This is a genomic window from Sulfurospirillum arcachonense DSM 9755 (assembly GCF_000597725.1).
Lineage (GTDB): Bacteria > Campylobacterota > Campylobacteria > Campylobacterales > Sulfurospirillaceae > Sulfurospirillum_A > Sulfurospirillum_A arcachonense.
This window is the reverse complement of the sequence record NZ_JFBL01000008.1, coordinates 74,332-88,113: the sequence shown is the minus strand read 5'-3', so window position 1 is coordinate 88,113 and position 13,782 is coordinate 74,332. Positions and strand designations below refer to the sequence as shown.

14 protein-coding genes are annotated in these 13,782 nt (G+C 29.4%); 8 read left to right on the top strand and 6 right to left on the bottom strand.

What is annotated here, in order from left to right:
• Window positions 1–31: 31 nt before the first annotated feature.
• The 4 genes from K354_RS0107845 (at window position 32) to K354_RS0107825 (ending at window position 4,588) form a co-directional block, all read left to right on the top strand.
• On the top strand, window positions 32–2,896 hold the full coding sequence (locus K354_RS0107845; RefSeq protein WP_024954954.1) for a DUF748 domain-containing protein: 2,865 nt from the start codon (window positions 32–34) through the stop codon (window positions 2,894–2,896).
• Window positions 2,863–3,252: a thioredoxin family protein gene (locus tag K354_RS0107840; RefSeq protein ID WP_024954953.1), complete on the top strand. Its 390-nt coding sequence runs from the start codon at window positions 2,863–2,865 to the stop codon at window positions 3,250–3,252. The genes K354_RS0107845 and K354_RS0107840 overlap by 34 nt, the downstream gene beginning before the upstream one ends.
• Before the next feature lie 194 nt (window positions 3,253–3,446).
• Complete coding sequence (locus K354_RS14690; RefSeq protein WP_024954952.1) at window positions 3,447–4,142, top strand: DUF4198 domain-containing protein; 696 nt, start codon at window positions 3,447–3,449, stop codon at window positions 4,140–4,142.
• On the top strand, window positions 4,142–4,588 hold the full coding sequence (locus K354_RS0107825; protein WP_024954951.1) for a hypothetical protein: 447 nt from the start codon (window positions 4,142–4,144) through the stop codon (window positions 4,586–4,588). The genes K354_RS14690 and K354_RS0107825 overlap by 1 nt, the downstream gene beginning before the upstream one ends.
• Before the next feature lie 63 nt (window positions 4,589–4,651).
• Here K354_RS0107825 and bcp read toward each other — a convergent pair whose 3' ends face one another.
• The 5 genes from bcp to K354_RS0107800 are packed head-to-tail and all read right to left on the bottom strand — an operon-like array spanning window position 4,652 to window position 8,867.
• Complete coding sequence (bcp, locus tag K354_RS0107820; protein ID WP_024954950.1) at window positions 4,652–5,119, bottom strand: thioredoxin-dependent thiol peroxidase; 468 nt, start codon at window positions 5,117–5,119, stop codon at window positions 4,652–4,654.
• A gap of 35 nt (window positions 5,120–5,154) precedes the next feature.
• Window positions 5,155–6,327, bottom strand: coding sequence for a sensor histidine kinase (locus K354_RS0107815; protein ID WP_245600589.1), 1,173 nt, complete (start codon window positions 6,325–6,327; stop codon window positions 5,155–5,157).
• Complete coding sequence (locus tag K354_RS0107810) at window positions 6,308–6,964, bottom strand: response regulator transcription factor (protein ID WP_024954948.1); 657 nt, start codon at window positions 6,962–6,964, stop codon at window positions 6,308–6,310. The genes K354_RS0107815 and K354_RS0107810 overlap by 20 nt, the downstream gene beginning before the upstream one ends.
• Window positions 6,961–7,878: a cache domain-containing protein gene (locus K354_RS14110; protein ID WP_024954947.1), complete on the bottom strand. Its 918-nt coding sequence runs from the start codon at window positions 7,876–7,878 to the stop codon at window positions 6,961–6,963. The genes K354_RS0107810 and K354_RS14110 overlap by 4 nt, the downstream gene beginning before the upstream one ends.
• Window positions 7,879–7,925: 47 nt before the next feature.
• Complete coding sequence (locus K354_RS0107800) at window positions 7,926–8,867, bottom strand: c-type cytochrome (RefSeq protein WP_024954946.1); 942 nt, start codon at window positions 8,865–8,867, stop codon at window positions 7,926–7,928.
• Window positions 8,868–8,979: 112 nt separating this feature from the next.
• Between K354_RS0107800 and trxC the strand changes: the two genes are divergently transcribed.
• On the top strand, window positions 8,980–9,402 hold the full coding sequence (gene trxC, locus K354_RS0107795) for a thioredoxin TrxC (RefSeq protein WP_024954945.1): 423 nt from the start codon (window positions 8,980–8,982) through the stop codon (window positions 9,400–9,402).
• A complete protein-coding gene (locus tag K354_RS0107790) occupies window positions 9,402–10,118 on the top strand; it encodes a substrate-binding periplasmic protein (RefSeq protein ID WP_024954944.1) in 717 nt (238 codons plus the stop codon). Before trxC ends, K354_RS0107790 begins: the two co-directional genes overlap by 1 nt.
• Here K354_RS0107790 and K354_RS0107785 read toward each other — a convergent pair.
• Window positions 10,108–11,526, bottom strand: coding sequence for an aldehyde dehydrogenase family protein (locus K354_RS0107785; RefSeq protein ID WP_024954943.1), 1,419 nt, complete (start codon window positions 11,524–11,526; stop codon window positions 10,108–10,110). The two genes, K354_RS0107790 and K354_RS0107785, sit on opposite strands and share 11 nt — an antisense overlap.
• Before the next feature lie 74 nt (window positions 11,527–11,600).
• Between K354_RS0107785 and K354_RS0107780 the strand changes: the two genes are divergently transcribed.
• Window positions 11,601–12,515, top strand: coding sequence for a branched-chain amino acid transaminase (locus tag K354_RS0107780; protein WP_024954942.1), 915 nt, complete (start codon window positions 11,601–11,603; stop codon window positions 12,513–12,515).
• A 154-nt stretch (window positions 12,516–12,669) separates the two neighbouring features.
• Complete coding sequence (locus tag K354_RS0107775) at window positions 12,670–13,767, top strand: prohibitin family protein (RefSeq protein WP_024954941.1); 1,098 nt, start codon at window positions 12,670–12,672, stop codon at window positions 13,765–13,767.
• The last annotated feature ends 15 nt before the right edge of the window (window positions 13,768–13,782 follow it).

The window sequence follows — 13,782 nt, the reverse complement described above, 5'->3', positions numbered from 1 at the left end:
AAAACGTCTTATTAACGGGAGGTTAGCTATCATGAACTATTTAAAAAGTTTTAAATTTTGGATTTCATTAGTTACAGTTGTTTATACTATAAGTGGTTTTTTTATTCTCCCTTGGTTTATCACAAATAAAGTTCCAATTTTACTCAAAGAAAATATTGGTATCAATCTTGAACTTGGAAAAGCTCAATTTAACCCTTACACTTTTAACTTAGAAATTAATAATATTGTTTTAAAAGATTTAGATAAACATCCTGTTCTAAGTTTAAAAAACCTTTCTATTAACTATACTCCTCTTGGTCTTTTAGAAAAAACTATTCTTTTTAAACATTTAAATATAGACTCTCCAAAACTTTATACAAAAATTTTTAAAAATGATAAAATAAACCTCAAAAACATACTGCCTCCAACTGAAAATTCTAAAAATACCAAAGAAGAAAAATCAAATTTACCTATTATTATTTTACAAACACTCACTATAAAAAATGGACATATCCAATTTAATGATTTAAGAAATCAAAAACCATTTAAGTTAGAACTTGGACCATACAATTTTATTGCCCATGACATTAGTACTAAAAAAGGAGATGTACAAGCTCACACATTTAAAACAAAAATAGAAAATGGTGGTGAATTATTTTGGGAAGGAGGTATGAGAATAACTCCTCTTTCACTTTATGGTGAAATAAATATAAAAAACTTAAAATTACCAAAAATTTATGATTATGCTCTTCCAAATCTCCCGGCCGATTTACAAAGTGGTATTTTATCGTTACATTTGCCTTATCAAATAGACTTATCAAAAGAGTTAGAAGTAACTATAAATGATGCAAAATTATCTCTTCTAAATTTAAAAATTTCAAATAATAATCAAAGTATTATAGAGATTCCACAAATGAATCTCAATGGTTTTAATTTACAATACCCAAAACAAAATATCTTTATAGATAACTTCACTATTGAAAACTCTTCTATCTTTAGCTCTTTAAACAAAAATTATGAACTCAACCTTGTTAAAGCTTTTCAAATGAAAGCTCAAAAAAAAGAACTCTCTTCAAAAAAAACAAATACGCCTTTAAAACCTTGGAGTTTTTTACTACAAGATACTTATATAAAAAATACAAACCTTACATTTTTAGATATGCGTTTAGGTACTTCTGTTAAAAGTGAACTAAAAGATACATCTTTACATGTAAAGAATATTTCTTCAAAAAAAGCTTCTTCAATAAACTATGCATTGGCTTCAATCCTCAATGAAGACTCAACACTAAAAGTAACTGGTAATCTTCTTCAAGAACCGCTTTCTTTTTCTTCAAATATAATTTTAAATAATCTACATGTAAAGGATTATGTTGCATATATGCAACCCTACGTGAACTTTCAAATTACAAATGCTAATATTGACACAACAGCTAATCTAAAAGTAAATCTTCAAGATAAAGTCAATGTCCAAGTCGATGGAAATTCATCCATAAAAGATTTATATGTAGTTGCTCAAAACAAGGAAAAATTACTGACTTGGAAACGCCTAGATATAAATGGTATTAAGTATGTTCACAATCCCATGTCTATTAATATACATGATTTAAAACTCCATGAGCCTTATATAAAAGCACATATTGCACAAGATGGAACTACTAATTTTTCAAATCTTATAAACAAAACAAGTACTCAGAAGAAACAAACAAAAAAAGAATCCATCCCTATAAAAATAAAAATTGGCCCAATGGATTTAGTCAATGGGGTATCTGACTTTAGTGATTATTCACTACCATTTGCATTTCAAACACATATCCATGACCTAAATGGTCACTTTTCTACTTTTGATTTTCAAACAACTACTCCTTCAAAATTAAAGTTAAATGGTAAAATAGACAAGTATGGATATACAAATATTATAGGTACTCTAACTCCATTAAATATAAAAGAGAATGCCCAACTTAACTTACTATTTAAAAATATTGCTTTAAATAATATGACTCCTTATTCAAGTAAATTTGTAGGATACAAAATTAAAAGTGGCAAATTATCTATGGATTTAAAATACAATATTAAAAAATCCAAATTACTAGGCGATAATAAAATTAACATAGATACTCTAACTTTAGGTGAAAAAGTAGATAGTCCAGATGCTGTCAATCTTCCACTAGAATTAGCCATTGCTCTTTTAAAAGATTCTGATGGGCAAATCGATATAGATTTACCAGTCAAAGGAAATATGAATAATCCAAAATTTAGTTATGGTGGTGTCATTTGGAGAGCAGTTGGCAATATGATAACTGGGCTAGTGACTGCACCATTTAAATTTTTAGGAAATATGTTAGGGATTGATGGCGAAAAATTAAAAAGTATAGACTTTGCCCTTGCTTCTAACCAAATCATCAACACTGAACATGAAAAATTGCAAAATTTAGAAAAAATCTTAAGTAAACGTCCTAACATAAAACTCACTATAAAAGGAAGCTATGATAAAATATTGGATAAAAAAGCTTTCCAAACGTTAGAGTTTCAAAAAAGAATCGATGCTGCACACAAACTAGTCAAAGAAACGAACAAAGATAAAAAAATAGATACCTATGTTTTAGCACTTAAAAATTTATATCTTAAAACTAACACAATAGATTCTTATAAAAAAGTAGAAAAAAGCTTCATAGATAAAAAAACGGCAAAACTTGATATTCTTGCATTCAATAAATCTATAGAAAACACGCTAATAAGTAAAATCAAAATAGCACAATCTTCTCTTTTAAAACTTGCCCAAACAAGAGCAGAAGCTATTAAAAAAGAGCTTACAGCAAAACATAAAATTGATGCAAATAGAATAGAAATCCTACCAAGTGAACATAGCCCAGCCAAAAGAGATGAATGGATAGAAGTAAAACTGGATATCAAAAGTTAAATAATATAATGCAAAAAACTATTGATTCATCTATATCTAAAAACCCAATAAAAACACCATGTTTTATCCTTTTTATCTCGTCATCTTGTGCTCCATGTAAAATAGTAAAAAAAAGATTAGAAAGTATATCGAAGCAATTTGATGACGTAACAATTTATGTGATTGATATACACAAATATCCAGATATTGTACAGCATTATGATGTACGCTCAATTCCTAATTGCCTCACACTAGATGAAACAGGAAAAACTTTACGTAGAGAAATAGGTCAAAAACCAGTAGCTATCTATGAAAGTATGCTCAGCGCACTTTCGATAAAATCTATCACTGCATCCAAAAGGTTACTTGGATTTTAAATATAGCAAAAGAAACAAATAACATATAATCCTTTAACTTTTTTCTTCACAATAGTATTTTTAGATATCATAAATAATATTTTTTTTATTTTAGTATTAAGCATATTTTAACTCCTTCTATAATATTATTTTTAAATTAATTTTATTTAAGCATACTAATTAAATATAATTATTACTATTAAAGGAGAATGACAATGGGTCAATTATGTAAAATTTGTGTTGGGTTACTTCTAGCAATCTCTCTGCAAGCGCATCAAATAACGGTGCATAAAGTCAAAAATCATTATGAGGCTATTTATTGGGCTCATGGAGATTATATACCCTATGATAAATATCAATTAAAAGGAATTAAAGCTTTTGGAAAAAATGCAAAAACGTTAAATGCTGGTATAGATTTCAACAAAAAAATTCCTCAACTTTTAATTGATGGAGAACCTTCAATGGTTACTCTATTTTTTAATGCCGGCTATTGGACAAAAACTATGGAAGGCTATAAAAATATCGCACCAAAAGATGCAAAAGGTATCATCTTTAGTTCACTCAAAAGTGTAAAATTTAGTAAAACTCTTCTTCATTGGGATGAAGCTTTTAAAAAACCTGTTGGGCTTAAGATGGAAGTTACTCCCCTTATTAATCCACTAAATTTAAAAATAGGAGATACTCTTCCAATTCTTGTTACAAAAGATGGATATGCTCTAGCAAATGCTGGTTTTGAAACGAGTGATAATGATGATCCAACGTATAAAACAAATAAATTTGGTATAGCCTATATACCAATTATAAAAAAAGGTGTAATGATTATCGCAGCAAAATCATATGCCCCACAAATTGAAGATATGAATGTTGAAAATATAACACTGCAAAGTGCTTTTATCTTTAAAGTGAATTAATGAAGCATTTTGTTTTAGTGATTTTATTAAGTACAACTTCACTGTTTGCTCATATTGTCCAATACAATATAGGACAAAAAGCAATTTACGCTTCTATCTTTTTTGACCAACAACATCAAAGCTCTTGGTCCAAATATGAACTCTATGCACCCAATGCTTCACTTCCTTATCAAAAAGGACGTACAGATGCTTCTGGAGTGGTTTCTTTCTTACCAAATAGAGCAGGAAAATGGATACTTAATGTTTATCCAGGAAGTGATCATGGTGAACATTTTCAAAAAATTGAACTACAAATTGATGACTCAATGGTCATAAGAGAAGTTAACAAACCTCTTTATTCAACATATGGAGCACTGATTAGCGGGATTGGTATAATTTTTGGTATTTTTGGTTTATTATATGGCTGGATGAATCGTCCTAAAAAATTCAATCCACCTTCTAAATAAAATAGCTTTACATGTAAAGCTATTTTATAACTAATTTAGTTAAGCGATGCAATAGCATCGCTTTTAGGCTTGAAGCTCTGCTAATTTTTCTTTTACAGCTTCTACATGACCTTTTACTCTCACTTTTTCCCAAATAGCTTCTATCTTACCTGCTGGGCTTATAAGAAAAGTTGAACGAACCACACCCATATACTCTTTTCCATAATTTTTCTTTAACTGCCAAACACCATATTTCTCACACACTTCTTTACTCTCATCTGCTAAAAGAGTTATCAATAAATCTTTTTTTGCTATAAAATTTGCATGTTTTTTAGGACTATCTGGACTAACTCCTAAAACCACTGCATTCAAACCATCAAAATCTGGAAGTGCTTCTGTAAACTCACAAGCTTCTGTAGTACATCCTGGAGTATTATCTTTTGGATAGAAATATAGTACAACCCATTTACCTTCTAAGTCTCTCAAACTTATCTCTACCTCATCTTGATTTGGTAAAGTTATTTCTGGTGCAATATCACCTGCTTTTAACATAAATTTTCCTTTTTTATTGTGATTATAACTTTTTTTCAAATATCTTCATAATTATTAAAAATAAATATAAAAGTTGATCCTTTTTGAGGTTGCGAATTTACTTCCACATGTACACTATTTTTTTCACAAATATTTTTTACAATACTCAGACCTATACCAAATCCTCCACTTATTTTATCTCCCCTATAGTATCTGTTAAAAATTTTTTTGGTGTCTTTAATACCTTTGCCCTCATCTTTTATTTTCAAAACGATTGTATCTTCTATTTTTTTCAAAGTTATTTGTATTTGAGTTTTGTTTTTTGAATATTTGATTGCATTAGATATTGTATTATCTATGATTCTTGAAAGTTCTAATTGAGAAAAATTGATATACAAATCCTCTTCAATACTTTGTTCAACTTCTATCTCTTTAGAATTTAACAAATCCATAAAAAATTCTACTCTTTTTTTACAAAAATTTGAGATATTGATATTTTCTTTTGGATGCTCTACTCTGTTTTTTCTTACAAAAAACTCTAAGTCTTCATACACAACTACCATGTTTTTTAAAGCTGATTTTGCTCTTTTTATCATCTTATTGTTTTCATACATATTATCTAAGCCATCAAGATTTAAAAGTATAACTCCTATAGGAGTTTTGAGTTCATGCATCGCATCTTTTATAAAATTTTCTAAATAACGATTAAACTTTTTATAGGGTTCTAAACTCTGTTTTATAATAAAAAATGTTGATATAAGCACTAAAAAAGCAATTACTATTAAAATAGCCAATACATTTTGTATCATTTTTGCATGTGTAATATTTTTTGAGACTACCAAATAACTCGCACCAAAAATATTTTCTTTTAATGCCTTTTTAAAATATACTCTATCATCTTTTCTAAGAATATTTGAAAAAAATAGTTCAATTTTATATTCTAACAACGAAAAAATTTCTTTACCTTTTTCATCATAAATAGCACTTTTAAAAATATTTGAGCGAGGAAAGTAAAATTCTTGTGCTTGTGAATTTGAAAACCTATATATTTTATTGGCTACTTTTTTTGCATATGTTTCTAACTCAATTTTATCTTTAAAAGTATTGTTTTCAATCTCACTTTCAATATAAAAATGCAAAGGAATTGACACAATTAATATCAAAATAATAGCTTGTGTAAATATATATTTGAGACTTAAAAAGTTTTTTTCAACCAATTTTATATCCAACCATTTTTTTATTACTTATAAAATCTTTATCACACTTTTCTCTAACTCTTTTTACACACATCCTAATATCTGCATAGCTAATATCTTTTCCTTCCCAAACTACATTTTGCAGAGTATTTAAAGAAACATATCGCCCTCTATTTTGTACCAAATAAGATACTAACTCAATCCCATAAGCCCCTAACTCTATACTTTTTTCATTTTTTAGAAGAGTTTTTGTTTTGGTATCAAAGCTATAAACCTCATCTATTTTTATCAAATTTTCACTACTTTTAAAATTATGTGTTTTAATAATATACTCAATCCTATACTTTAGCTCTTTTAATTCAAATGGTTTACGTAAATAATCACTACATCCAAGATCATAACCAAGGCTCAAATTTTCTATATCTGTTAAAGAAGTCAGCATTATAACTGGTGTTTGAACTCCATTTGCTCGTATATCTTTTAGTATTTCATAACCATCAAAATTAGGAACTCTTATATCTAAAAGTAAAAGAGCATAACTATTTTCATAAATAGCATTAAGAGCTTCTAATCCATCATCATAATCATCAACTACATACTCATTTGCTTCTAAAAAATCTTTTATTGTTACTTTATAAAGGTAGTCATCTTCTAAAAGTAAAATTTTCATTTTATTCTCACTTCTCGTAGTTGTCTATTAAATCTATATCTGGTATTTTCATCATCAATATTATGATATGAATAAACCTCAGTCTGTTTTGCATTCATACTAAGAACTATTAAACCAACATCTTGTATACCAACACTTAACATAGGTACTAAAACAATAATTTTATTATCTATTTCATGGTAAAATTTATCGCTATCAAATATTTGCATATGAGTTTTTAGTTTTTGATATAACTCTTTAGAGTAAAATTTGTCTACTACATAATATTTCCCTATCTTTTCATGATTTTTTAAATCTACTGCTATATGTATAAATTTTTCATCTAGTAAAGGTAGTATTTTTAAATCAAATTTTTTCAATCTCGCTTCAATATTTTTAAAATTCATAATAACTTCAATCGAACCTATAAACTCTTTTTTTTCATCAAAAATAGGTGATATAGCTTTTATATTTAATCTTTTCCCTAATTCTATAGAAACAAAAGGTTTTTGAGTTTTTTTAACTTTCACTAATCCTTTTCTAAAACCACCTAACTTTGCCCCCATATAATTACTATTGTCCCAATTTCTTGCAAAAGCTTCTAACTTTTTTGTATGAACTTGAATCTCAATGTTATCAATTCCTGCTGAGTTTTTTATCTCTTTTGTAAAGCGTGATATCTCTTGTAAAGCTAAAGCTTGATTGTTGACATGTAAAGCTTTTTTTATAACTTGATTTTGTGAAATAAATAGAGAAAGGGAAAGTGCATATCTCTTTTGAAAATTTAAATTTTCATTGAGAATATCAATATTTTGAGAAATATAAGAATCCATCTTTTCATCTTCATAATAAGTACTATAACGATTATAAAAAACAAAAAGTATAAGCAGTATAGTGCTAAATGCCACTAAAGCTAAAAAGTATATTTTTTTCATACTATTATTATACCAAAGAGGCTCTCAAACCTCTTTGGTTATATAACTTACTTTATTTTTTTATCATTTCTAATGACATCAATATCTAAACCCAAAGCTTTAAAGTTACTTCTTACAGAATGCTTTTCTTTTAAAACATTTGAATTATAATAACCCATTTCTTCTTTTGGTAACAAACCTTTTGCTAAATCAAAATTAGCTCGCTCTTGTGCATTAACAAACAACATTACATCAGCAGCTTCTTGATCACTAAGACTTCCTTCTTGATTTAAAGGCATTTTGAGTTTCACATACGCAGCACCTTTATCAAGTTTACTCATACCTGCTCCTGTATTATAAGATAGCCATTCACCTTTTGCATTTTTTCCCCATAAAGGAGGAAATGCTGCTATACCTTTACCATCTTGACCATGGCACATAGCACATTTACTTTTAAATACTTTTTCTCCATTAACATAATTTATATGAGTTGCTTTTTTCTGAATTGGTTTAAAATGCTTAATACCTGTTGGCCATAGTTTTGTATTTGTTGGTCCCCAAGGTCCTTTCACATTCATATTAATAGGTTTTCCTGTAGACAACCAAGTTATATATGAAGCAATCGCTATAGAAGCTTTACTATCTATAACCAATCTTTTCCCATTCATACTTCTCATAAAACAGTTGTTTGATCTGTCTTGTAAAGTTTGTACTGATTTTTCTCTTTTTGACCAAGCTGGGAATGATGTTGCTGTATCTAACCAAGAAGTAAGTCCATTTGCAGTCCCAGGTTTGCCATCTTCGCCCTTTAAATGACAGCTTGCACAATTTAATTTATTGCCAACAAAATCTTTTGTAAGTGGATGTGTATCTGTATGCAAAGCAATTTGCTCACCCAATTTAACCATTTCACCAACACCTCCTTGAGGATATACTTTTGGTGCTAATCCTGCATAAAGAAAACTCAAACTAAACAATCCTATAACGACAATTTTTAAAAAATTCTTCATTATAACTCCTTTATAATTTTTAAAATTCTATACTATCTGTGTAACTCAAAAATAACATGCTATATGTTTATTAAAGAAAATTTTTATATAATAATTTGTATAAGGAAAAAAAATGAAAATTATTTGCCCAAAGTGTTCAGCTATAAACAATGTTCCCAAGAAAGATGAATATAAAAAAGCAAATTGTGGTAACTGTAAAGAGTCACTTTTAATCAATAAAATAATAACTGCAACTGGAGACACTATTGATAAAATCATCGATAATTCCGACCTTCCAGTTGTTATAGACTTCTGGGCACCGTGGTGTGGTCCATGCAAATCTTTTGCACCAGTTTTTGGAATAGTTTGTACTGAATTTCCTCTTAAAGCAGTGTTTGTTAAAATAAATACAGAACAAGAAAAATTTTTAGCATCAAGATTCAAGATAAGAAGTATTCCTACTTTAGCTGTTTTTAAAAATACAAAAGAAGTAGAAAGAGTATCTGGAGCTATGAATGAAGAATCATTAAAAAGCTTTGTACAAAAGCACCTATAATGAAAAAAACTTTTTTAGTTTTTTCACTCTTACTATTTTTATCTCAAACACAACTTTTCGCAAAAAAAATTGTTATAGGTATTAATCCTTGGTTTTCATTTATCACTTATGAAAATGGAAAAGCTGATGGAAGAACTATCAAAATATTTGAAAAAATTGCAAAAGAGCTCCACTATAAAATAGAGTATAAAGTTGCTCCATGGACAAGATTATTAAAAATGATTGAAAGTGGTGAAATAGATGTTATGGGAAATCTCTCTCACTCTAAAGAGCGAGAAAATTTCTTAACCTATGTAAAACCTCCATTTTATAAACAAAATACATATTTTTATACATTAAAAGAAAATACGCATCTTATAAAAAAATATGAAGATTTATATAACTACACTATCCCTGTCGGATCTGGATATGTCTATTATGAAAAGTTCGATCATGATAAAAATATCACAAAAGAAGTTGTTTCTCATTTAGACACAAATGTTCCTGAACTCATTCTTATTAAAATGCTTTTGAAAAAAAGAGTAAAAGTTATCATAAGCTCAAGCGGCATTATGGAACATATAATGAAAGAGTATAATTTGGAAGGCTTAATTGAACCTAGTCTTTATAATCCAAATATTTATGATAATTTATATTTGGGGATTTCTAATAAATCCCCATTTGTGAAAGATATCGATAAAATCAATAAAGCTATGAAAAAAATTCTTAGCAAATAACCACTGATTTTATTTGAGTATACTCTTCTTCTAAAGCATATTTAGGACCTTCTTTTCCTATACCACTCTCTTTGAATCCACCATATGGTTGAATATCAAAACGAAGAGTTGGAATGTCGTTGATAACAATTCCTCCAGCATTAAGTTCATCAATAGCACGTTTACATGTAGTCATGTTATTTGAGAAAATTGAGTATTGAAGTCCATATGGAGAATTATTCATTTTTACTTTTGCTTCATCAAAATCTTTTACTTTGATTAAAGATACGATAGGAGCAAAAACTTCTTCACATACAATATTCATATCTTCTGTAACATCTGTCATAATAGTTGGTTCAAACATCAAATCTTCACAGTTTGAGCCACAAAAAACTGTTGCACCCTCTTCTACTGCACTTTTTATCCAACTTTTTGCTTGTTTTACTGCACCTGCATTAATCATAGGACCGATAAAAGTTTCATCTTCATAAGGACTTCCTACATGTAAAGCTTTTGTCTCTTGGGATAAAGCTGTTGCAAACTCTTCATACACATCTTCATTTACATAAATTCTTTGTAAAGAGATACAAACCTGTCCAGAGTTTATAAACGCTCCTAAAGCACATTTTGAAGCTGCTAGTTTGATATCTGCACTTTTATCTATATATGTTGCAGCATTACCACCCAGCTCTAATGCTATTTTTTTAATACCAGCTTTACTTGTAATTTCACGTCCAACAGGTACACTTCCTGTAAAACTGATAACTCTTGGAATTGGGCTTTGTACTAAAGCATCATTTACACCACTTCCACTATAAACTACACTTAATGCATCTTTTGTAGCAAATTCACTTTCAATAAAAAGTTTTGCAAATTTGTACGCAGTAAGTGGTGCAGCACTTGTTGGTTTTAATACAACAGCGTTTCCTGCAACAAGAGCCGGAGCAATTTTATGTGCTACTAGATTCAAAGGAAAATTAAAAGGAGTAATAGCGAGTACCACACCTACTGCTTCTCTTTTATAAAAAGCTAAAGTCTCTTTTCCACTAGGCATTGCTGTTGTATCAAAAGTTTCTCCATGTAAATTCATCATAGCATTGGCTGAGAGTTTGATTGTTTCAATACATCTATCTACTTCAACACGTGCAAATTTTATTGGTTTTCCAACTTCATCAGTCATAGTTTTAGCCATGTCTTCTTTGTTTATTTCAAGTTTTTTTGCTACATCTAAAAGCCAATTTACCCTTACATGTAAAGGAACTTTTTTTGTGAACTCTGCACTCTTTTTTGCTATATCCATAACTTTTAAAACATCATTTTCACTACAAACTGCAACGCTTGAAGCGACTCTTCCATCATAAGGGCTCAATACTTCACGGTATTGTTTACTTTCTTCACATGTAGACCCAAAAAACACGCTTGCTTTCATTTATTTCTCCTATAAAACTCATTTTAATATTAACTTGGATATTATTATATCTATTTATGAATTAAGGTTAAATAATGGAAAAAGCAAAATATATCTGGATGGATGGTGAACTTATAGAGTGGGATAAAGCTCAAATTCACATTTTAACACATACCTTACACTATGGAAATGGTGTTTTTGAAGGAACACGTGCTTATATGACAGAAAATGGCTTAGCTATTTTTAAATTAAAAGAGCATACAAAAAGACTTTTAAATTCAGCAAAAATTACAAGAATAAAACCAACATTTTCATTAGAAGAATTAAAAAAAGCTCAAATAGAACTCTTACAATCAAATGATTTTAAATCAAACGTATATTTAAGACCTCTTATTTATCTTGGTTATGGCATCATGGGACTTCATCATGTAAAAGCTCCTGTTCAAACGGCGATTGCTGCTTGGGAATGGGGAAGTTATCTTGGTGAAGAAGGATTAGAAAAAGGTATAAGAGTAAAAATTTCTTCTTTTGCTAGAAACCCTGTAAGTTCAACCATGGGAAAAGCAAAAGCAGCAGCAAATTATCTTAACTCGCAAATGGCAAAATACGAAGCTGTTGAAGCTGGATATGAAGAAGCCCTACTTTTAGACAGTGATGGATTTATAGCAGAAGGGAGTGGTGAATGCTTTTTTATTGTAAGAGATGGTGTTCTTATATCTCCACCAAATGATACTTCATTAGAGAGTATTACTCAAGGTATGGTACTTGAACTTGCACGTGAAGCTGGAATACCAATTGAGAGGAGAAGGGTTACAAGAGACGAAGTGTATATTGCTGATGAATCATTTTTTACAGGAACTGCAGCAGAAGTTACTCCAATCAGAGATATAGATAATTACATAATTGGTGATGGAAAACGTGGACCAATAACAGCTAAATTACAAGCTGCTTATTTTGATGTGGTATATGGTAGAAATCCAAAATATAAACATTTATTAACATATATTTAATAATTAATGGTAGAATGTACTGTCTTATAGTTCTTGATTATTCAAAACTAAAGATAGCGAAATCTCATTGTAAAATGATATTTCATAGAGAGGATGTATACTTGAACTCGTTCAAATATACAAAAATTAAACAAAAACACAAGGAACAATAAATATGCCTGCAGATTTAAATGATTATTTTAAAAAGAAAAACAGTGGAAATGGAAATAGTGGTGGTGGAGATGATGGTGGGAGACGTACACCTAATATGAATATTGATCCTCCTCAATTTTTTAAAGACTTAGGAAAAAAAGCTGGATTTTTATATGCAATCATTGCAGTAATAGTAGTTTTAGTTATAGCAAAACCTTTTGTTGTAATAAACTCTGGTGAAGTTGGGATTAAAGCAACAGCTGGTAAGTTTGAGCCTATTGCTCTAGAACCAGGTTTTCGTATGTTTTTACCGTTTGTACAAAAAGTTTTTGTTGTAGATACGAAAGTAAGAATTATGAACTATACTTCAACTGAAGATATCAATACGGTTAACCAAAGAGGTTCTGGAATCCAAAACAACAATGCAATTTCTATCCTTGATGCTCGTGGTCTTCCTGTATCACTTGATTTAACAGTTCAGTACCAACTGCAAGCTGACGCTGCTCCTCAAACAATAGCAACTTGGGGTATGAGTTGGGAAGATAAAATCATCAACCCAGTTGTAAGAGATGTCGCAAGAAGTGTTGTTGGACAATACGCAGCAGAAATTCTTCCACAAAAACGTAATGAAATAGCTATTAAAATTGAAGATGGTATTAGAAAAAATATAGAAGCACAACCAGGAAGTCCAGTTAAACTTCTTACAGTGCAAATGAGAGAAATCATTCTTCCAGCAAAAATTAAAGATCAAATTGAAAAAGTTCAAGTAGCAAAACAAGAAGCTGAGAGAACAAAATATGAAGTTGAGAGAACAAAACAAGAAGCTTTAAAAATTGCTGCAGCGGCAGAAGGTCAAGCACAAGCAAGAGAAATTAAAGCAAAAGGTCAAGCAAAAGCTATCAAGATAGAAGCTGATGCTGATGCTTATGCAAATAGAGAAATTTCTAAAAGTTTATCTACTACTCTTCTTCAACTAAGACAAATCGAAGTTCAAGGTAAGTTTAATGATGCACTTAGCATAAATAAAGATGCTAAGATATTCTTAACACCTGGTGGTGCTGTTCCAAATATTTGGGTTGATACTAAAGACAAACAAAGAAATTCAGCTATCTCAAAATGATAGAAAAAAGAAATC

Bases quoted from the DNA above. Each gene is read 5' to 3' on its own strand.
- K354_RS0107845 (WP_024954954.1), top strand. From the start codon at position 32: ATGAACTATTTAAAAAGTTTTAAATTTTGGATTTCATTAGTTACAGTT.
- K354_RS0107840 (WP_024954953.1), top strand. From the start codon at position 2,863: ATGGATAGAAGTAAAACTGGATATCAAAAGTTAAATAATATAATGCAA.
- K354_RS14690 (WP_024954952.1), top strand. From the start codon at position 3,447: ATGGGTCAATTATGTAAAATTTGTGTTGGGTTACTTCTAGCAATCTCT.
- K354_RS0107825 (WP_024954951.1), top strand. From the start codon at position 4,142: ATGAAGCATTTTGTTTTAGTGATTTTATTAAGTACAACTTCACTGTTT.
- bcp (WP_024954950.1), bottom strand. From the start codon at position 5,119: ATGTTAAAAGCAGGTGATATTGCACCAGAAATAACTTTACCAAATCAA.
- K354_RS0107810 (WP_024954948.1), bottom strand. From the start codon at position 6,964: ATGAAAATTTTACTTTTAGAAGATGACTACCTTTATAAAGTAACAATA.
- K354_RS14110 (WP_024954947.1), bottom strand. From the start codon at position 7,878: ATGAAAAAAATATACTTTTTAGCTTTAGTGGCATTTAGCACTATACTG.
- K354_RS0107800 (WP_024954946.1), bottom strand. From the start codon at position 8,867: ATGAAGAATTTTTTAAAAATTGTCGTTATAGGATTGTTTAGTTTGAGT.
- trxC (WP_024954945.1), top strand. From the start codon at position 8,980: ATGAAAATTATTTGCCCAAAGTGTTCAGCTATAAACAATGTTCCCAAG.
- K354_RS0107790 (WP_024954944.1), top strand. From the start codon at position 9,402: ATGAAAAAAACTTTTTTAGTTTTTTCACTCTTACTATTTTTATCTCAA.
- K354_RS0107785 (WP_024954943.1), bottom strand. From the start codon at position 11,526: ATGAAAGCAAGCGTGTTTTTTGGGTCTACATGTGAAGAAAGTAAACAA.
- K354_RS0107780 (WP_024954942.1), top strand. From the start codon at position 11,601: ATGGAAAAAGCAAAATATATCTGGATGGATGGTGAACTTATAGAGTGG.
- K354_RS0107775 (WP_024954941.1), top strand. From the start codon at position 12,670: ATGCCTGCAGATTTAAATGATTATTTTAAAAAGAAAAACAGTGGAAAT.